Raw genomic sequence first — 19,641 nt, 5'->3', positions numbered from 1 at the left:
TTAATCATCACTGCCATCTTCAGCCGTATCGTTTTGTACTAATTCAAAATAGATTTCGTGAGTATCCATATTAACTCGACTCACCAAAATCTTAACTTTGTCACCTAGTTTATACATCTTCTTAGTGTGCTCACCAACCAAGCAAAGGTGTACATCGTCAAAAATATAGTAATCATCGTATAAATCAGTTATATGAACAAGTCCTTCTATGGTATTAGGTAATTCTACAAACATACCAAACCCTGTAACAGATGAAATTATACCTTCATACTCATTCCCGATTCTATAACTCATATACTCTGCTTTCTTAAGATCATCTACAGCTCTCTCTGCTTCCATAGCCGCTCTTTCTCTTTCAGAAGATTTCAAGGCTGCCTCATCTACAATGCTTCTAAGACGAGCTACCCTTTTGTCATTAATTTTGCCATTGATGTACTCTTTTATGATTCTGTGTATCATTAAATCTGGATATCTTCTTATTGGAGATGTAAAGTGGCAGTAATATCTAGCAGCTAAACCAAAATGTCCACTGCATTCTGGCGAATACCTTGCTTTCATCATGGATCTCAACATAAGAGTGCTAACCACTACCTCTTCTTTTTTTCCTTTAATATCTTCCAATATCTCTTGGAATTGAGATGGATGTATTTCTTTATTAGACTTCATCACATAACCTAGATTGTAAACAAAATCCCTGAAATGAGCTAATTTTTCTTCGTCGGGGTCTTCGTGTATTCTATAAACAAAAGGCATTTTAGCCCAATACATGTATTCAGCCACAGTCTCGTTGCATACAAGCATAAATTCTTCAATGATCCTGTTAGCAACAGCTCTATCAAAAGGTCTTATATCTATTGGCTTTCCAGTCTCATCTAGTATTATCTGGCACTCTTGGAAGTCAAAATCTATAGCCCCTCTGCTCATTCTCTTTTTATTCAGTATTTTAAACAATGCTTCCATATCTAAGAACATAGGGTATAGAGACTTGTATTTTTCAATTGTTTCTTCATCCTTATCTCTTAGAATCTTATTAACATCTGTATAAGTCATTCTCTCACTGGTTTTTATTATGCTTTCAAATATATCCTGTGATACCACTTTACCACTTTTGTCTATCTCCATCATACAAGTAAGCGTCAACCTATCTACCTTTGGATTAAGACTGCAAACTCCATTGGATAATTTCTTTGGCAGCATTGGAATAACTCTGTCAATTAAGTAAACAGAAGTTCCTCTTTTTAGAGCTTCTTTATCTAGAGGATTAAGTTCTTTTACATAATTCGTAACGTCAGCGATATGAACTCCTAAAAGATAATTGCCATTTTCTAATTTCTCACAGGATACTGCATCATCCAAGTCCTTGGCATCTTCTCCGTCAATAGTGACTATCTGCATATTTCTAAGGTCTTTTCTTCTGCTGTACTCCTCTTGTGGAATATTCTCCTCCACACTTTCCGCGTACTTTTCAACCTTTATAGGAAATTCCTCTGGTAAGGCGAACTGTCTTATTATGCTTAAGATATCAACACCCTTATCTCCCTTGTTTCCAAGAATCTCGATTATTTTTCCTTCAGGGCTTCTCCTATTCTGAGGCCACTTTATTATCTCAGCCACCACAATTTGACCATGCTTTGCTCCGTTTAAATTTTCTTTTGAAACAAATATATCTTGGTTCAACCTCTTATTTTCAGGCACTACAAAGCCAAAATTTTTATTATCTTCTAAGATACCCACAATTTTTTTATTGGCTCTTTCAACGACCTTATAAATCTCCCCTTCGCATTTTTTTCCACGTTCTTCATTTCTTATAACGGCTACAAGAACTTTATCTCCGTGCATTGCTCCATTTACAAACATAGCTGGTATAAATATATCGTTTAAATTCCCATCATCTCTTATAACAAAACCAAAGCCCTTTGCATTGCTCTCAAATACACCACTTACAAAACCCATTTTTTCTGGAACTCCATAATGGCCTTTGCTATTACAAATAACTATTCCCTCTTGCTCCATTAAGGATAAAAGTTGCTTAAAACCATCCAGATCGCTTTTAGCTATATTAAATATTTTTGATAATTCTTTCATTCCCATAGGCTTATAAGCTGTTTCTTTCATAAAACCAATTAATGTTTCTCTTAAATTCTCCGGCATAAAGACCATCTCCTTCAATTTTGGATTTTCTTTTATACTCCTTTATTATATCATATGTATATATTTTTAACTGTATTTTGCATTTTTATTCAAAATATAATTTTTCTAAAAACAAAACAGCATGTTACAATAACATGCTGTTCTGCTTCTGTCGAATATTGTTTAGGGGTTTCGACATATTACGCACTAATGATATCAGGGGATTGATTTACACTAGTGCTAAAAAAGGGGTTGTTTTTTCTTTCATATATATTATATTAAACTTTATTTATAAAATCAAGTTATTTTATAAAGTTTTTTATTATTTTTTTCGACAAATTACACAAGCTGTAATAAAGCCATTTCTTTTTCATTTAATTCCCTGTAACATCCTTCCTCCAAGCCTTCATCTAGAACAATCTCGCCAAATTTTATTCTCTTTAAAAAAGTTACTTCTTTGCCAAGACTTTTAAACATTCTTTTTACTTGATGGAATTTTCCTTCTTGGATGGTAACATATACTTCTGATGTTTCTCCACTTTTTATTATTTCCAAAATTCCAGGCATGCATACATATCCGTCATCGAGAGTTATTCCCTTTTGGAAACTTTCTATATCCTCTTCGTCCACAACTCCCTTTATGTGTGCATAATAAACCTTATCAACATGGTATTTAGGGGAAATAAGCTTGTGGTTTAAATCACCATCATTAGTCAGAAGCAACAATCCCACAGTGTCTTTGTCCAAACGGCCGATGGGAAAGGGCTGAAAGTGCTGATGTTTTTCATCCAAAAGATCAATTACAGTTTCATCATAATTATCGAAGGTTGCCGATACTACTCCTGCAGGTTTATTCATAATAAGATAAATATACTTTCGATAATTTATACTTACCCCGTCGATCTTAATTTCATCATATTGCACATCTACTTTTATAGAACTATCTTTTATTATTGCATTGGATACTTCTACTCTGCCTTTTTTTACAAGTTCCTTTATTTCTTTTCTACTACCGTATCCAGCATTAGATAGAACCTTGTCTAGTCTCTCCATATCTTCTCTCCATTCTGTATCAAAGTAAAAAATATCATAATGATACAAATGAATTATAATTCATAGGTTAATATCAGTCAACATTTAGAATGGATAACACCAATTTTCCTATAAATCAAGAGAGCTAATATCAGTTAAGCTAGAATATTGACTTTTAACATCAAATTTGCACATTACAAACTCATCGTAATCATTTTTACTATTTGTATTTTTAGCCAAAACAAGAAGCTTATAAGTTCCAGCTATCTTAGGTGTTAAAGTATAATAACTCTTTTCATTGTACTCTTGTACACATCTCCACTCACTGCCATTGTACACGTAGAATTCATACATTACCTTTCTACCACCAACTACAGTGGTCATGAAAGTTACTTCTTGACTACATATAATACTTGTCTTATCGCAGCTAATTCCAATACTTTCTATAGGAAGGCACTCTGATACGTAGATCTCCTTTACCTTTATAAATTCTCTATTTGAATTAGCTTTTTTAGCATAAAAGACCATTTTATACGTACCTTCATATGGAGGCGTAAAGGCATAAGTTTTGTCCATGGAGTAAGGCTTTTCTATAATTACTTTATCATCGTAATATAGTGAATATCTTACAAAAGTCTCACTAGGATTAGGGCACAATAAAGTACACACAATTTGAGAGCCTTTGTAATAATCTTTTTTAGGAGCAGTTAAAACATATTTTATAAGTTCTTCTTTTTTATTATTAACATCAAACAAATCCACCACAGCATCAGGCATCATCGTTATCTCCTGTTCAAAGCACATATCGTTTATTTGCTTCTCAATGGTACTCTGTGCATTTTCGATATGCTGAAGTTGAGTATCAACACCCTTTATATTTTGAAGATTTTCATCATCAGAACCATTGTCTAACTCTCTAAAATTATTACTAATCCTATTAAATTGTCCCTTTATAATATTGTTTGGCTGCTTTTCTTTGAATAATTCCTTGTTTTCCTCTGATGTTATACCTATATTATAGCTATTATTGCTGTTAGAGAATTTATTAATGGAAAAATCGCGGTTTTCACTTGAAATTTTATAGGAAAACTTGGTGTCCATGTTCTGTATTTTAGGCATTTCCTTTTCGGATGAATTTACACTTTCTGCCTGTTTAATGAGTTTTTCATACTCTGGTATATAATCACTGTCTTCCTCACTATTGTCCTCTTCATCACATTCTTCTTCATAGTTGTCAATCTCATCTGCTTTAGAACTATTTTCAAAGGCAAATGTTGTAGATTTGAAATCCATATCTTCATCTATGGACGTATCCTGTACAATTTCAATCTCGTCATCTAATTCTTCCTCTATTGCCTCTATTTCGTCCTCTTCTTCCCCTATAACTTCAATCTCATCTGGCTCTACTTCCGTTTCATCTGGTTCCTCATTTTTAACTAAATCATGTTTAACAAGTTCTATTTTTTCTTGAACAATTTCTTCCTTAGCTACCTCATCCTGAACTACATCCTTTTCTTGCTTGTCATCCTCTTCCTTTAAAGATTCATTGTAAATAGTCTTTAATGGATCTAGAATATCCTCCATTGATTTCTGCTTCATCTTTTCTTCAAATAGTTCAAAATTTCTTTTTTGTTTTTCCTGAAAACTCATCATTTCCTTGTTGCCAATCTTTTTGCTGGAAATCATATCTATCTTTTTTATGAAATATCGGTCTTCCTTTTTGATGTACTCAAGCCTTTCAACATAGTCAAAGGCATTTCTACTTTCTCCAGTCTTTCCTTGAACCATAATAAAACACCTATTTTCAGTTTTCATATCATACTGACAGGTGTTCTTGTCACTGTAATCTTGGAGCATCTTCCATGAACCATCGTAGCTGACAAAAAATCTGTACTGCAAATTTTGTTCAACAATAGATTCAACTGAAACAATAATACTTGTACCATTTTTTCTTACTATTTCTTTTTTTAATTTAACCTTCAAACCGCTCATTATCTTTGAAAACCTCCCTTAAACAAAATCTTCTGTATCAGTCTTTCTAAATTTTGCTTTAATCTTGTTTCATCTTTATAATCTCTTTTTTTTGCATTGGCTACTCTTCCGCCACCTCTTCTTACCTTTGCGGAAAGATATCTAGTTTCTAGCATCTGATCTATATTATATTCGTCATAAATAATACCATTGGGATTTATAGCAAGACATCCCATGCCAAGTACCATAGACGCCACTCCGTAATCCTGGGTGATGACAATATCACCCTGTTTACAACTGTTAGCTATTTTCATGTCCACTGATTGAAATCCGTCATCTACTAAAATAGTTTTACCCTGTGTACTATAAAAAACATTGCTGAAACAGCAATAATATACCAACTCTACTTCATACTTAACACAAATTTCTTCAATCAGCGATTTAGATGGACACGCATCAGCATCAACATGAATTATCATTTTACCAACTCCCATGTTATTATATCATAATTAACAAAATATTAATATTATATAATCAACTTTTTTTATATTTTATGCAGTTTTATACAGCTTTTTTTATGAAAATTAATGGTTTCTTTATTTGTATTTAATATTATACAGAAGTCATATAATTTATCTTATGGCTAGCCCTTGCAGCACATCCTCTTTTATCTGTTTATAAGGGGCAAAATGAGGGGCAAACAATAAAAAATGACTAGTTCCAATTTCTTAGAACCTAGTCATTTCAACGGTTTATGGTGCACCCAACAGGGGTCGAACCTGCCACCTCCGGATTCGTTAATGCATGATTTTATGAACTATACGTTTGGTATTAAACGCAGTATTTCCAATGGTTATAGAGTGTGTTTGCATATATATTCAGTGCTTGTCCATTTTAAGTTATTGCACCCGTTGCACCCGTGTTGCACACTCTCTATCGTCCTCAATAATATTGTTTTCAAATTATATTTTATTATAAAAAAGTACTCATATACATATGAATACTTTTTTAAATTTCAGAACTTTTATTTTTTATATATTCCACAACATTTATTGGTGGTAATATCAACGGTGGAACATTACACAATGCAGTATAATTTGATATTAAAGCTCTTACATACGGAAATAATATTGCCACTGCATTCTGTTTAACAAAGTTTTCCTTTTTTCCTGCTTCCATGGATTCTATTTGGAAGAAACCAGTTACTTTTACACGCATTTTAAACGGTGATATATCTAAACTTTTAAAAAGTTCCACTACCATATGCAATTCAAAATTAGTTTCATCTTTAAAATTAACATTAGAGTCTATATCAAAATCAATATTAAAACTTTCTTCATCACTGTAATTATTTTTAAATATTATTTCATCTACTACATAATCCGTAAACTTTAGCACAGAATTTTTTTTCATTTTAAGCAATCTCCCTTATTCCTGCATATACATCATATGATTTTTCTCCATATGCCTCTTGAAATGTGTAATTATTGACATACCTTTGTTGTTTATAGCTGAATTCTAACATAGGATCTACAATATATTCTCGCTTTGTTCCCCCATTTCTATCCAACATATCTTCAAATTCATCAACAGTCATATTTTGAAAAAAAATCATCTATTTTTTTGAGTTCTTTCTGTAAATTCATCTCGAACCACCTCTCTTTTTTTTTATTATAGGTATATATATATCACATGGTTTCTTAGTATTATCTTTTTCCAGTCGTTCAACAAAATGTTCAAACTGATCAAAGTTCTCTTTAAAATTGCTTTCTTTAATTTGCTTTATCACATCAATATTTTTTATACAAACCTGCTTCTCTATATATCCCTTTTGTCTAGTTTTTTTTATTCCTATTCCTATTTGCTTTCGTTACAAAAGCACCAACAAAAATATCAAATTTTTGGGCGTATCCCAGTTCGTTAAACATGCAATTTATGACAACACCATCTAGACTATCAAAATCTTTATATTTTTCAATATATTCTTTTTTACTATTTACATTGTCCAGAAAATATTCAAAAATTAATTGGTGCTCGAAATTATCAACTATATTAAATACTTTCTTTTTATCTACCTTTATCTTACATTCCAAAATCATGTATGAGTTCACCAATTCACTATATGAAAAGCTCTTTTTTATCCTATGAAAAAACATTTTTCTTATCCAGTTATATGCTAAGAATTCTTGAACATAGAAGTATACTCCATCTCCTAGCCAATGTGAATCTCCATGAGATTCTTCCATTTTTTTGTTCTTTATAAATCTTAATCCTCTATTTCTTTCTGTCCCATGAAATAAATATTCCTCACACATCGCTTATCCATTCCTACTTTATAGTATATCCATATATTAATTTTATATGCTTTTATTTTTTCATTGATATATCTTCTTAAAATCTCATTCTTTATTATTCATTATATACTCCTTTTGATATTTTGTACATACAAAGTCAATACATTGTACGTACAAAGTGGATGTTTTGAAATAATTTAAGGTACTTTCAGTGTAGCTAGGGTTACTTTCTAGTTTTGGGTTCATGTTTCAATGCATTTCATTCGTTTTCATGCTATTATTGTTCATTTTAGCACTGCTTATATAATATATACGTTCATTACATATAAAATACCTTCATAAAAAAAGAAACCTACAATTATATAAATTCCTTAAAATATAAAGCATACTACTTTGCATAGTTTGCTATATGCTCTAGTAGCATTAAGGTATTCTTCTACAAATCTTTGTTGTTTTGGAGTTAGCTTTGTCACAATGCCACCTCCTTTTATCTATAAATATTTTATATTGTTAGTTGAATTACAATGTCGGCTAATCTAGAAAATACTTGATGAAATTCCTCTCTTGAATTTTTCATCTTTTCTAATACATTACCACTTTGTTCAATTTGAGCATCCGTTAGTGCAAAAACAGGTACATTATTCTTTTGAGATTGTGCAATCAAGCTGTTAAAATCCGATATATTAATAATGTTATATGGTTCTTCAGGAATAGATACATTTTTAAATTTATTTTTATCAATTATCATATTATATTTAGTCAATATAGGTACTAAATTCCCCTCTACATTGGCATTGATTCTATCAATCCATTGTTGAAAAGATCTAGCGGCGCCACCATTCCTTGGCCTATATCTTTGCAATATAGTTCCTAGGAACTTAGGATTTTTATCAGGTAATTTATATATAGCATTTTTAAATGCTGGATGTAACTTTATATTTCTGTATGTTTCATACCACATAGGTATAACTTTGCTTAGTGAGCTTATCGCCATATTACAAAAATAATCTGGACTGCATGGGACTATGAAATAATCACTTTGTATAAATAAATTAGCATTTGTTGCGCTTACACTTGGACTCATATCGATTAATATATAATCAAATTTATATTTATCTGCGGTTATTCTTAGTAGTTGGCTTATTGCTCCAGGAATATTTTGAGCTATTTTCATACTGCCTGTTAATTCTTGTGCTATTCCTATAGAAACATCAAACTCTGAAAAATCTATATGTCCCGGTAACAAAAATAATCCTTTTTTATTATAAAATTCGAAACATTTTGCAGGTTCTAATGGTATAGGTTGTCCATCAAATACTGGTGTTAGCGATTTTTTTAGATTATCATATTTATCATTCAAATAAAAATCTTCAAATTCACTGTTATCGGATAAACTTAAACAAACTCCAGTAAGATTGCACTGCGGATCAGCATCAACAATTAAAACCTTATTGCCTTTTTCCGCTAGTATCCAACCCAAATTAAACACAGTTGTTGTTTTACTTACACCACCCTTATGATTAAATAAAGAAATAATTTTTGCCATTCTACTTCCCCCTTCAATATTATTCAAAATGTAAAATTTATAACATACCATATATTTCTCCACAACCTTCAAAACTCCTTCAAAATATTATAAATCTTTAAAATATAAAAAACACCCTAATCATTTCTGACTAAGATGTTTTCAGTAGAAGTTTTATGTTCTCTGACTGTTGGTGGTATTTAAAGGATTCGAACCTTCAAACTATCATTTAACCCCTCCGGCTCGTTGTTTAGCCTTGATTATCTCTCTACATATTTCTTGTGTTATCTCGTAAGCACTGCCACTGTTATTGTTTATACTAATATTAAAATTGTTAATCTCATTATTAGTGTTAGAACTTGCGTGTTGCTTATCTACTACCTTCTCGCCCTCATGGAGCTTGTATAAGCCATCATAAGGCACTCTATTAAGCCCTGTAGCAAAGCCGTTACCCCATTTGAAGTTAGGGTTTCTTAAGTCTGCACTAGATGGCATATTAGCCATGCCTTTCTCTGCAATACTGCTTGTACTGTTCTTGCCACTCATTATAGCTGTTTTTAAGTCTAAAGCACTTGCCCAACCTTTGCTGAAATCCTCCGCAGCTAATTGTCCATCTTTTACATACTGTCCATTTTCTCTAATGCTTTTTTGGATACTAGCAACTATGCTTCTTTCATTCTCTATTCGTTGTAGCATTTCAGGAGAGCCTCTATACTTGGATATGGCATCAGCCTCGGCTTTCATTAGTAACCTTCCCATCTCTGCTCCATTATCGCTCTTCCAAGCTTTTATGTACTCGGTCGTGCCTTTCATCTCATCCATTGCTTTTCGTTTGGCTTCTTCCGCCTTATTGTCCATCTCGGCCTTGTACTTTCCTATAAGTTCCCTATCATAGGTACCTAGATTTTCACGATAAGATTTTTCTTCTTCCAGCCCCTTTTTTCTTTCGTCTGTATAGCCCTTGCCTTCGGCTCTATCACCCTTGGCTTTTAAATCTTCCAGGGTAGATGTTAAACCTTTGTACGTTTCGGACTGTTTCTCCATGTTGCCTTTAAACTGCTCACCCATGGCATTCAGTATTACAGCACTGGCTTTTGCACCATCAATGGCACTTTTAGATATCATTTCGTAGACTTTTTTCTTGTCCGTGTTCATTGACTTTGCTAAGTATCCTATTGCGTCGATTCCACGTTCCTGGACAAGCTCAATATACTCTAAGCTAGCCTTTCCACTAGATTTCATCCTTCCAAGTCCAGTAGCTACATTTGCCTGGTCTTGTATGCTTAGCCCCAAGGCAGAACCCGCATCTCCTATTTTCTCTAGGGTTGGTAATAGTTCTTGCTGTTTGTATCCATAGGTCAATAAATTTTTAGAAATCTGTAATAAGTCTGTCTGAGTGAAAGGTGTTTTGCTAGCAAAATCCTCTGTATCTTTCAAAAACGAATTGGCCCTAGAGCTGCCACCTAACAAAGTTCCAAAACTAATTATATTCTGTTCTCTTGCACTGGCTAAGTCTATACCTTTTTGGCTATTGGCGTTAGCACTATTCTGTATAGTAGAGTAAATATCTTTAACTTCACCTTTGAAGTATCCGTCAGCTTCTTTAATTTCATTGCTAGCACTGGTTAAGGCACCTGTAATGGCACCAATGCCAGCCCCTATAGCTGTTCCTATACCCGGTACTACACTCCCCATCATCGCCCCCGCCATTGTACTGCTCGCTATTGTGCCTATTCTGTTTCCAATCTTATCACCATAAGCACTTGTTAGCACTGTACCGGCATAGTTACCAATGCTAGTGCCTAATTCTTTACCTAGTCCAGCTTTTACAAGAGTACCAGCCACATCAGTTGTTCCGCTATGGTTATTATTGTTTCTACTTCTGCTTTCTATAAGCTCCTTTTCAGCTCTATTGGTATCCCTTACAACTCGTGTTAACCGTCTGTACTCTTCTTGCATTTGCTCAATTTCTTTAGACTTTGCTTTAAATGCCTCGGCGGAACCTTCTTTGTTTTCCTTTATGGCGCTTTGCAAATCCTTAAGCTCTTTTTTTACCTTGGTCATATCATATTTGAGCTCTACCTTTTTATTAAAAGCATCATCTTGTATTTTCCTGTATTCGGTCACGTCATGGCTAAGATCATTAACGTTTTTCTTCATTTGCCTTACACTATTGCTTAAATTGTCACTAGCCTTAAAAACTATAGACACATCTCTACTCACTACTTATCCCTCCTTATCTTGATATACTAATTTAAATTGGTGTGCATCCTATATCTTCTAGAATTCTTTAATGTTATCTAAATCGGTAAAGTCTTTCCCACTCGCCCAATCTAGAAATCTCATAAGTTCTTTTCTAGTAACTTTTATCCTTCCTAGCTTTAAACCTACTAGGATTTTCTTGCTTATTAATCTTCTCACTGTAGCCTCGTCTGTTTTTAAAAGCTGAGCTACTTCCGGAACTGTATAAAGTACATCTTCAAATTCTTTCTGTTCCATGTTTAATTCCTCCTAAAGTTTTTTAGTTATAGCTGTTCATATAATTTTCGTCCCTCATTCATACCCCATTTACTATTTTTTAATTTTCTAAGACTGTATTTTCTAATAGCTTGAATGTTACTACCAGACACCCCAAACAAATCCCCTATATCTTTATCAATCATAGGACGCACACCATCAATGCCGTAGGATAAGTCTAATATCTGCCTTTGCTTTAAGGATAGGTATTCATTCATACACTCATGTATGTTATCCCTTATTTCCCTCATGAATACCTGTTCTTCTACGTTCTCATAGTCATAGTTAACATCATCTAAACAAGACATTAGCTCCGTATTACAGCCCTCTTCATCATTGGCATATGCTGGGGCATTGAGAGACACTTCGTCATTAGTATTTTTCTGTTCTAAAAATCTGTGTATCTTTTGAAATATCCACTGAAAGGCATAGGTGGAAAATGAGGCTCTACCATCATAATCACATTTATACATTTCGGCTGCTTTCATTAAACCTAAATACCCCTCTTGAACTAAATCTTCATAATCTATCGAGTTAGTTTTTTCTGTATAGAAATTTTTAGCAATTTTATAAACAAGTCCTGTGTTATTATCTATTAAAGTTTCCAAGGCTTGTTTATCGCCTTCTTGGTACTGCTTTACAAGTTCCTCATTAGTCACAACATCACCTCTTACAATATAAAAAATAGCCGCAGAAAACAACTAACAGGTATAACCTATTAATCATTTCCCGCGGCTAATTAAACCTTACACTTTATCAAGTGTGGTACTTAAGTATATTATATCATGTCTAAATAATAATTTAAATATTGCAACACTCCAATTCAACATATACCCTGTAGTACTTACCACTTTTGGAGGAATTACTGATGGACTTTACCCCCTCAAGCTTGTCTATGATCTTCTTCTTTTCTTGCTCCGTCTCGTAACTTATCCTTAACTTAACCACAAACAATCTCCTTTTTTATATCCTGTAGATTATTTCTCTTTAGTAATTTGTGCAGTACCCTTGACTGCTCTGCTTTACCTAAACTAAGGTTTATAAAAACTATTGACACTTTATTAATTGCATCAGGCACTATACACCCCTTAAAAACTTTAGTTGCTGCTAATGAATACTTTTTACCTTCGTACTTGAAAACCATGTTTATCTCTCCTTTAATTAAAATAATATTTTAAATTTATTGGGTAGGCCTCGTCTTTCCTATCTATAACAGCTACTGGAACCTTATACATAGATAAAATAAATTTTACAGTTTCATTGGACACATACCCGCCTATTTTGTTCTGCACCATGTGCTTTATATCATAGCTTGTTTTTATCCTTCTACCATACTTTTTAATTCTCGGTATGAAGTGCTTAACTAGACACTGCTCTATTTCTTTATATCTATCATCTCCCACACAAGTCTTATATTCATCACTGCCTTGTCCTAAAAGATATTTATAGTGGCACTCTATAGGATTGAAAAATTTTGTCCCTTTTACCTCTAATAAATACCCTAGTGTCTCATACCAAGTGGGCTTTGTGGTGCCATCTATGTGAATATATTCAATTAAATCTATTTCCATATACTAAATTTCTCCTTTATTATTTTTTATGGATACTTTTACTACTAGGGTTACAATTAGGGATACATCTCTACCTTAGCAATATCAAGGCTTACAGGGGTGCTGTATCCATAGTATCCCTTTTTTTCTGTTTTCCTTATAGATATATATCTGTATGATTATACACATATCTAATACCATATATACAATATAAAATATAGTTTATATATATAATAGGGATACAATGGATACTGTTAGGCTCCAGCTGTTGGTATGACTGGCTTAGGGCTGTATCCCTAGCTGTATCCATACCATGCAAATGTATCCCTACTTTGGGATACTCTTAACATAAGCCGTTTTTAAGCCATATGCTCCAAACCTCATTCTCCCTCTACTTTTGTCGTATTTACGCCATCCAGCCCTTATTAACAAGGTTTTTATTTCATTCTCTACTTCTCTAGATAAACCTTCTCTAGATTTCTCAGGTTGCACCTCTTGAATAAATTCTTCATACACCGCTTTAATACATATCTTGTCTCTTATTTCTGTCTCCCCTTCTTTAGCTTCACCTAAGAATTCCCCTTCTGGGTACAGGTATGATATTCTCTCTACTAAAGGTAAGCTGTACCAATCTTTATCTTTTACAGCCAATATAGGCTTGTCTAAGTATTCCTTGAACTCCAGTTCATCATCATGTGCATACATGTACAATTCCTGTTGTTCCTCCGCTAATTTATTTTCACGACTGTTTAAGTAAGTCTCATAACCTTCTTGATAATAACTATAAGCCTCCGCCCACACTTGGTCTATTTCATAATCTCCTATATTAAAAACATCTTTTTGTGGAGTTTTTACTGCTACTTTTATAGGTAAATATCTTCTGTTCCCTGTCCTATCTGATAGAAATTCTTCATTGTTGGTAGTCCCAACTATTATAAACTGCCTTGGTACTTTGCTTACTCTTCTATCATAGGCTTTTCTTGTTTTATCTACCTTGCCTGACATAAAGGCTTTTATTGCATCTGCATCACTGCTTGATAATCCTTTGAGTTCACCTATCTCTATTATCCATGATCCTTCTGTTTGCTCTATTGCTCTTTTAATATCAGTTTTTATGTGGTTAAATGTAAGGCTATCAGAGAACCACTGTTTCCCTAATCTACTTAGTATTGTTGACTTCCCTACTCCTTGGCTAGTACTAACTAAAATCACTAGTTCCTCATATTTACAGCCAGGCTCAAAAACTCTTTTAACCGCAGCAACTAACATTTTTTTAGTAACCATTCTGTTATAAGGTGTATCCTCTGCCCCTAAATAATCAATGAACAGTCTTTCAGCTCTTTGTTCGCCATCCCAAAGTAGTGATGTTAAATACTCTCTTATTGGGTGAAATGTGTTCTGCCCTTGTATTATATCTAAAGCACTTTTTATGTCGATTGCGGAAAACTTAGCATAGTGTTTTTCTAAGTACCATCTTAACCCGCTATCGTCAAAATCAGACCACTCAGAGCCAGGTTCAAAGTCTACATTGCTCCACGGAAGCTTACTTTTTATTTTAGGCAGCTGTTCAAAGGTATCAAAATATATATTGTCCTTTAACAAGCAATCATTTTGCAATATTTTTACTATGTTATCTATAGTTTTAGCTATTGAGCCCTTAGCGGTACGTGTAAGTTCAGTAAGCCATTCTATATCCCCCTCATAATCGCCGAATTCTTCCTCTAATTTTTCTCTCTGAACTTTTTCATCCTTTACACATAGCTCTATCATCTTTTTAAAAGAAGGAAGGTTTTCAGTTTTGGTGCCACTCTTCACTTCTTTGTCCTCTTCGCCATACAAATGGATTCTCACAAGGTCAAACGCATTACATAATATGCCTTGTGTTGGGTCGCTATCGTGGTATGAATAGCTAAATGTATTATCAAATATTAAAACACCATTTGAGGTTGTACCGCTCTTATATGTTGCCCTGGTGCCATCATCAGATAAGCTGTATAAATCTGATAGAAAAGTTTTCACAGCATCTGTAATTGTGTAGGTTCTGCAGAATGCGCCAATAAGGCCACTTTTAGTAGTTGGATCCTGTTGTTCTTTAACATCTGTTTTTATTATATTATTCTCTCTGATACTCTTAGGCCATGACTCCATATCACTCCACCCAAAGGTGTATTCACTTAATACACCGTCAGCTTTTAGAACTTCCCCCTCATCAAATGGAACCTGTTCAAATACGTATTCTCCGTCTATTGGAGTACTTGGCCAGTACATTAATCGTTCGGGTTGATGTGTTGTAGTATCAAATATTTCTATCCCTATCTTGTAGGCTACCATTCTTGAAATTGCCTCATATTCTTCTGGCTTTACATCCCTATCTAGTGGTATAATTAATCTAAGACGAACGTTATCAGCTCTGTGTGAGTGTGTGGAATACATACAGCACACTTTACCGAATTTCTCTATGGTAGGCCATATATCATTTTGGCAATGGTCTATATCTAATGTCAGTAAGTCTCTTGTTTCTATGGTGGACTTGTTTCGTGGGCCATCTTCTTTAAGCTTACCACCCACAAATCCACCTTTACAATTCTTAATTCTTCCTTTTTCTTTTTTATTCATGATTTTGAATTCTTCTAGTGTCTCACTAGTCCTGTAAGTATTACTCAACTTTTGAACAAACTCTGTCCATTTAAGAACTCTGTTATGCCATTTTTTAGATTCACAGCTTCTCGCTTCTGCAATTTTTATGTCCATTCAGCCACCTACCTAAATGCCATCTTGAAATGTGTCAGTCCCTCATATGAAGGACTTATATGTAATTCCTTGCATAGCTGCATATACTTTAAAAACATATCTACTCTCATGTAATCACCTCTTAAAATATTTGTCCTACGTTCTTATCCAACCATTCATCAAGCTTGGATATTATAACTCTTCTACTTCTACCTATACATATCACTGGGAACCCTTTCGCATGGGTTAATTGCCTTGCTTTTGCCTCAGATATGCCTAATACTTCTGCCATTTCCTTAGTTGTATAGGTCCTTTTGTCAATGTTCTTCTTATGCTCCTGTATCTTCTCTGTAATATCTACATAGGGTTTCTTGGGTTGCTCCTCTACCTGAAAAGTTTTCAAGAATTCAATCTGCTCTGGTGTAAATTTTACTTGCTCCATTATCTACTCCTCTCCTTCCTAGCATCTTCAAAAGACATTTCATCAAATGCCCATCTTAAACCTTCCAACACTTTATCAGTGTGTTCCTCTAAGTCTACGTTCTTTAGCGCCCTAATTAAATACCCTCTGCAAGTCTCATTGAAATTCAACTCTGATATTTCGTTCATATTTTCACCTACTTTTTAGCTTGTTTTAGAGGTGTTGCGCCTCTTACTATGTAATTCTCTGCATTGTCATTTTGGTTGGCTCTATTGCCTTGTTAGGTGGGCTGTTTCATGTCTCCTAGTGACTACTCCTCACTGAAAAATAATTCTTGAACTGATGTATCAAGTAATTCTGATATTTTTTTCATTACCGTGATACTTGGGTTTGTAGCTCTGCCATTTTCAAGGGCGTTCAAGTATTGGGTTGATACACCTATGTTAGAAGCTAAATCTTTTTGTTTAACCCCTTTTTCAATTCTTTTAAGTTTTAATTTTAGCCCCATTTTCTCACCTCCTATGTTTCATTTGTTATCTTTAACCCTATTATACGTTTCATTTGTTATCTTGTCAATAGTTTTTTTATAATTTATGTTTCATTTGTTATCTTATATGGTATAATATATGTGGAGGTGCTTTTATGAGTATTGGAAAAAAAATAAAAGAATTGCGACTAAGTAAAAATATGAAACAAAGTGATTTAGCTGAAAAATCCGGTATTTCAAGAGTAGCAATTGGTAATTACGAAAGAGGGGATAGGATTCCCAAGGCTGATGTACTAAGTTCAATAGCGGCTGCCTTAGGTGTTTCTGTGTACGATCTTACGATGGATAGCGCCCAGCAAAAGGAAGATATGAAAGTAATTAAGTCTATGCCGGAGGTAGAGGCAATAGCCCAAAGGTTCAATATCGACATAAAAAAATCCTTTGATGATGACGGTGATGGGGAGTACCTTAGATATGTTTATATTTCTTATGAGGGCAATGAATTTAGGCTAACTGGCGCTCAATATGAGACACTATGCAAGCGAATAACTGATTCAGTTATTATTAATATACTGGCTAGTGACAAATATAAATAACTGGTATAAATGCCATTTTTTCAAATAATATTACATTTATATACCCATTTCGGGAAATATGTGCGACTGGAGGGGCTCTCAGGGTATTGGATAGCGTTTGGGAGGTTTTGCCCCTCCCCCCGGGGGTGTTTATAATATTATACCTTTTTCCACATGAAGCTATACAAAAGCATATGAGCCTTGGGATAACAGTAATAAACTTAACGTTACCAAAGTTCAACCAGATACCACCGACAAATAAACCAATGCTTTGAGCCATCCCAATAATATTCAGACGGCTCATATGCAGGTAAATAATATTTACTTGGTTGCACTCAAGCCAACACGAAATCCATTCGTACTTAAAATACGATTCCTATATCATAGGAGTTGCTCATTGGTTCTAACACACAACGAATTTCGTCACCTGTTAGTCAAAAAGACTATTAGCTCTGTAAGGCTTTCATCATTTAGATGAATAGCACACACCAAAATTGGCTCTCAAAACGGGTGATTCAAAACCACCGAGTTTGACGGCGAAAAATTTCGCTGTCAAACTTGAACTCTCTAATTGTTCATAATCCAATTTTGGATTATGGTCAAAACGGAAAAATCCGTTCTGATAAATATTGAATTAGCAAGTTTGAATAAGGTAAAATTGCTTTCTTCAAAAGAGAAAACTAGCTAATCTAATCTTAACCCCCCTCAAAATTGAGGAGTGATAATTTAGCGAATCCAATTTTGGATTGGCCAAATTTAAAGTATGGTAACCATAGAAAGGAAGTGATAATATGGGTAGAAAATCCAATGGAGAGGGCACCATATACAAAAAGGATAACGGCACCTGGAGAGGGCAAGTCACTGTAGGATATAAAGAAGATGGAACCTTGAAAAGGAAATCCTTCACGGGTAAAACTAAAATAGAAGTGGTTCATAAAATGGACGAATTCAGAGCCTTAAATAACAGAGGTATGCTACCTAATGATGATGTTATTACACTTGCTGAATGGTTCCATATATGGCTATTCAACTACAGGAAAAATGACTTAAAGCCTTCCAGCTTTGAAAAGTACCATAGTATATATAAGAACTATATAGAAGAGTCTGCTCTGGGTAAAACTGTGCTAAAGGATCTAAGGACTTCACATCTGCAAGTATATTATAATGAGCTGCTTACCAATGGCAAACCAGCTTCTACAATTAAAAATATTAATAAGTACCTCAAGGCCTGTTTAACTCAAGCCACAAAAGAGAATTACATCATGAAAAACTATTGCACCCTGGTAACATTACCAAAGGCTCAAGGCTCCACAGATACTATAAAAGCCTTTACTTTAGAACAACAACAAATGTTCATGCAAGAGGCTCTAAAACATGATAAAGGTATATTATATATCTTTGCACTTGGTACCGGCCTAAGACTTGGTGAATTGTTAGCTCTAAGGTGGTCTGATATTAATCTTAAAGATAAAACTGTATCAGTAAATAAGAATATCAAGGAAACCTATACATTTGACGATAAGGAAGAAAAACATTATACAGTGGTTGAACAACTACCTAAAACAGATACATCCATCAGAACGGTACCACTGAATGATAATTTAATTGAATTGCTCCAGGAGCATAGAAAAAATCAACTTGTTGAACGTGATAAAAATATAGATATATACTTTGATGAATATTTTGTATTTGCTACTCCTACTGGCAACTACTTAAACAGTAGTAATGTTAGAAAAATATTTAAAAGGATATTAAAAAGGTGTGGCCTCCCTGAATTCAGATTACATGATCTAAGGCATACATTTGCTACCAGGTTGTTTGAAAATGGTGTTCCACCTAAAACAGTCCAGGTTCTCATGGGACACAGCGATATAACCACTACAATGAATATTTACACGCATGTAATGGATGGCACTAAAACTGAAGCTATAAATTTACTAAATGATATATTCAATATTAAATAATATAAGCCCTCTTCCAGTAGGAAAAAATCCATGTGAAGAGGGCTATTTTTTATACAAAATATTTTGGGTTGCACCCGCGTTGCACCCTTTTAATGAAAAATGACTAGTTCCAATTTCTTAGATTCTAGTCATTTCAACGGTTTATGGTGCACCCAACAGGGGTCGAACCTGCCACCTCCGGATTCGAAGTCCGTAACTCTATCCAACTGAGCTATGGGTGCATAATTATAATGTAGGTAAAACAAAACTCACGTCATCACGTGAGTCATTATTGGAGCGGGAAACGGGGCTCAAACCCGCGACCTCCACCTTGGCAAGGTGGCGCTCTATCAACTGAGCTATTCCCGCATGACATACAAAATCTCTTATTGGCTGGGGTAGCAGGATTTGAACCTACGAAATGCCAGAGTCAGAGTCTGGTGCCTTACCGCTTGGCGATACCCCA

At 34.1% G+C, this 19,641-nt stretch carries 21 protein-coding genes and 3 tRNA genes; 2 read left to right on the top strand and 22 right to left on the bottom strand.

The features are described 5' to 3' along the window. The 19 genes from rnr to BUA73_RS07330 form a co-directional block, all read right to left on the bottom strand. Nucleotides 1-2,151 (bottom strand): ribonuclease R, encoded by a 2,151-nt coding sequence (rnr, locus tag BUA73_RS07405; protein ID WP_072903481.1) that lies wholly within the window; start codon nt 2,149-2,151, stop codon nt 1-3. A gap of 318 nt (nt 2,152-2,469) precedes the next feature. Next, entirely contained in the window at nt 2,470-3,183 is a 714-nt protein-coding gene (locus BUA73_RS07400) for a pseudouridine synthase (RefSeq protein WP_072903480.1), read from the bottom strand. 108 nt (nt 3,184-3,291) lie between these two features. After that, the gene (locus BUA73_RS07395; protein ID WP_072903479.1) at nt 3,292-5,154 is read right to left on the bottom strand and encodes a triple tyrosine motif-containing protein; all 1,863 of its coding nucleotides are present in this window, start codon (nt 5,152-5,154) and stop codon (nt 3,292-3,294) included. Continuing rightward, nucleotides 5,154-5,612 (bottom strand): YaiI/YqxD family protein, encoded by a 459-nt coding sequence (locus BUA73_RS07390; protein WP_072903478.1) that lies wholly within the window; start codon nt 5,610-5,612, stop codon nt 5,154-5,156. Before BUA73_RS07390 ends, BUA73_RS07395 begins: the two co-directional genes overlap by 1 nt. Nucleotides 5,613-6,141: 529 nt before the next feature. Beyond that, on the bottom strand, nt 6,142-6,546 hold the full coding sequence (locus BUA73_RS07385; RefSeq protein WP_072903477.1) for a protein-export chaperone SecB: 405 nt from the start codon (nt 6,544-6,546) through the stop codon (nt 6,142-6,144). Nucleotide 6,547: 1 nt separating this feature from the next. Further along, entirely contained in the window at nt 6,548-6,748 is a 201-nt protein-coding gene (locus BUA73_RS07380) for a hypothetical protein (protein ID WP_072903476.1), read from the bottom strand. A gap of 220 nt (nt 6,749-6,968) precedes the next feature. Then, nucleotides 6,969-7,448, bottom strand: a complete 480-nt coding sequence (locus BUA73_RS07375; RefSeq protein WP_072903475.1) for a hypothetical protein — start codon at nt 7,446-7,448, stop codon at nt 6,969-6,971. Between the two features lie 350 nt (nt 7,449-7,798). After that, nucleotides 7,799-7,900, bottom strand: a complete 102-nt coding sequence (locus BUA73_RS14370; protein WP_242942346.1) for a terminase small subunit — start codon at nt 7,898-7,900, stop codon at nt 7,799-7,801. A 29-nt stretch (nt 7,901-7,929) separates the two neighbouring features. Then, nucleotides 7,930-8,973: a ParA family protein gene (locus BUA73_RS07370; RefSeq protein WP_072903474.1), complete on the bottom strand. Its 1,044-nt coding sequence runs from the start codon at nt 8,971-8,973 to the stop codon at nt 7,930-7,932. A gap of 204 nt (nt 8,974-9,177) precedes the next feature. Then, entirely contained in the window at nt 9,178-11,175 is a 1,998-nt protein-coding gene (locus tag BUA73_RS07365) for a tape measure protein (protein ID WP_072903473.1), read from the bottom strand. Nucleotides 11,176-11,232: 57 nt separating this feature from the next. Beyond that, the gene (locus BUA73_RS07360) at nt 11,233-11,451 is read right to left on the bottom strand and encodes a helix-turn-helix domain-containing protein (RefSeq protein WP_072903472.1); all 219 of its coding nucleotides are present in this window, start codon (nt 11,449-11,451) and stop codon (nt 11,233-11,235) included. A gap of 26 nt (nt 11,452-11,477) precedes the next feature. Then, nucleotides 11,478-12,128 (bottom strand): sigma-70 family RNA polymerase sigma factor, encoded by a 651-nt coding sequence (locus BUA73_RS07355; RefSeq protein ID WP_072903471.1) that lies wholly within the window; start codon nt 12,126-12,128, stop codon nt 11,478-11,480. Between the two features lie 142 nt (nt 12,129-12,270). Beyond that, the gene (locus tag BUA73_RS14095; RefSeq protein ID WP_178139239.1) at nt 12,271-12,417 is read right to left on the bottom strand and encodes a hypothetical protein; all 147 of its coding nucleotides are present in this window, start codon (nt 12,415-12,417) and stop codon (nt 12,271-12,273) included. Further along, complete coding sequence (locus BUA73_RS07350; RefSeq protein WP_072903470.1) at nt 12,410-12,613, bottom strand: hypothetical protein; 204 nt, start codon at nt 12,611-12,613, stop codon at nt 12,410-12,412. Before BUA73_RS07350 ends, BUA73_RS14095 begins: the two co-directional genes overlap by 8 nt. Nucleotides 12,614-12,626: 13 nt before the next feature. Continuing rightward, nucleotides 12,627-13,040 carry a hypothetical protein gene (locus BUA73_RS07345; protein ID WP_072903469.1) on the bottom strand — a complete coding sequence of 138 codons (414 nt, stop codon included), beginning with the start codon at nt 13,038-13,040 and terminating at the stop codon, nt 12,627-12,629. Between the two features lie 306 nt (nt 13,041-13,346). Then, nucleotides 13,347-15,770, bottom strand: a complete 2,424-nt coding sequence (locus BUA73_RS07340; protein WP_072903468.1) for a virulence-associated E family protein — start codon at nt 15,768-15,770, stop codon at nt 13,347-13,349. 121 nt (nt 15,771-15,891) lie between these two features. Further along, a complete protein-coding gene (locus tag BUA73_RS07335; RefSeq protein ID WP_084672138.1) occupies nt 15,892-16,191 on the bottom strand; it encodes a helix-turn-helix domain-containing protein in 300 nt (99 codons plus the stop codon). Beyond that, the gene (locus BUA73_RS14090) at nt 16,191-16,358 is read right to left on the bottom strand and encodes a hypothetical protein (protein WP_178139238.1); all 168 of its coding nucleotides are present in this window, start codon (nt 16,356-16,358) and stop codon (nt 16,191-16,193) included. Before BUA73_RS14090 ends, BUA73_RS07335 begins: the two co-directional genes overlap by 1 nt. Before the next feature lie 122 nt (nt 16,359-16,480). Then, nucleotides 16,481-16,678, bottom strand: a complete 198-nt coding sequence (locus BUA73_RS07330; protein WP_072903467.1) for a helix-turn-helix transcriptional regulator — start codon at nt 16,676-16,678, stop codon at nt 16,481-16,483. A gap of 134 nt (nt 16,679-16,812) precedes the next feature. Here BUA73_RS07330 and BUA73_RS07325 point away from each other — a divergent pair, with 134 nt between their 5' ends. Next, nucleotides 16,813-17,253 (top strand): helix-turn-helix domain-containing protein, encoded by a 441-nt coding sequence (locus tag BUA73_RS07325; RefSeq protein ID WP_072903466.1) that lies wholly within the window; start codon nt 16,813-16,815, stop codon nt 17,251-17,253. Nucleotides 17,254-18,023: 770 nt separating this feature from the next. Further along, on the top strand, nt 18,024-19,196 hold the full coding sequence (locus BUA73_RS07315) for a tyrosine-type recombinase/integrase (RefSeq protein ID WP_072903464.1): 1,173 nt from the start codon (nt 18,024-18,026) through the stop codon (nt 19,194-19,196). 144 nt (nt 19,197-19,340) lie between these two features. On the opposite strand, the gene BUA73_RS07310 is transcribed toward BUA73_RS07315, so the two are convergent. From BUA73_RS07310 to BUA73_RS07300, 3 genes are all read right to left on the bottom strand, one after another. Continuing rightward, nucleotides 19,341-19,417, bottom strand: a tRNA-Arg gene (locus tag BUA73_RS07310). A gap of 51 nt (nt 19,418-19,468) precedes the next feature. After that, nucleotides 19,469-19,544, bottom strand: a tRNA-Gly gene (locus BUA73_RS07305). Between the two features lie 21 nt (nt 19,545-19,565). Continuing rightward, nucleotides 19,566-19,641 (bottom strand) — tRNA-Gln (locus BUA73_RS07300).

The sequence above is a fragment of the Hathewaya proteolytica DSM 3090 genome, from assembly GCF_900142225.1.
Lineage (GTDB): Bacteria > Bacillota > Clostridia > Clostridiales > Clostridiaceae > Hathewaya > Hathewaya proteolytica.
This window is presented reverse-complemented; position numbering and strand designations above follow the sequence as displayed.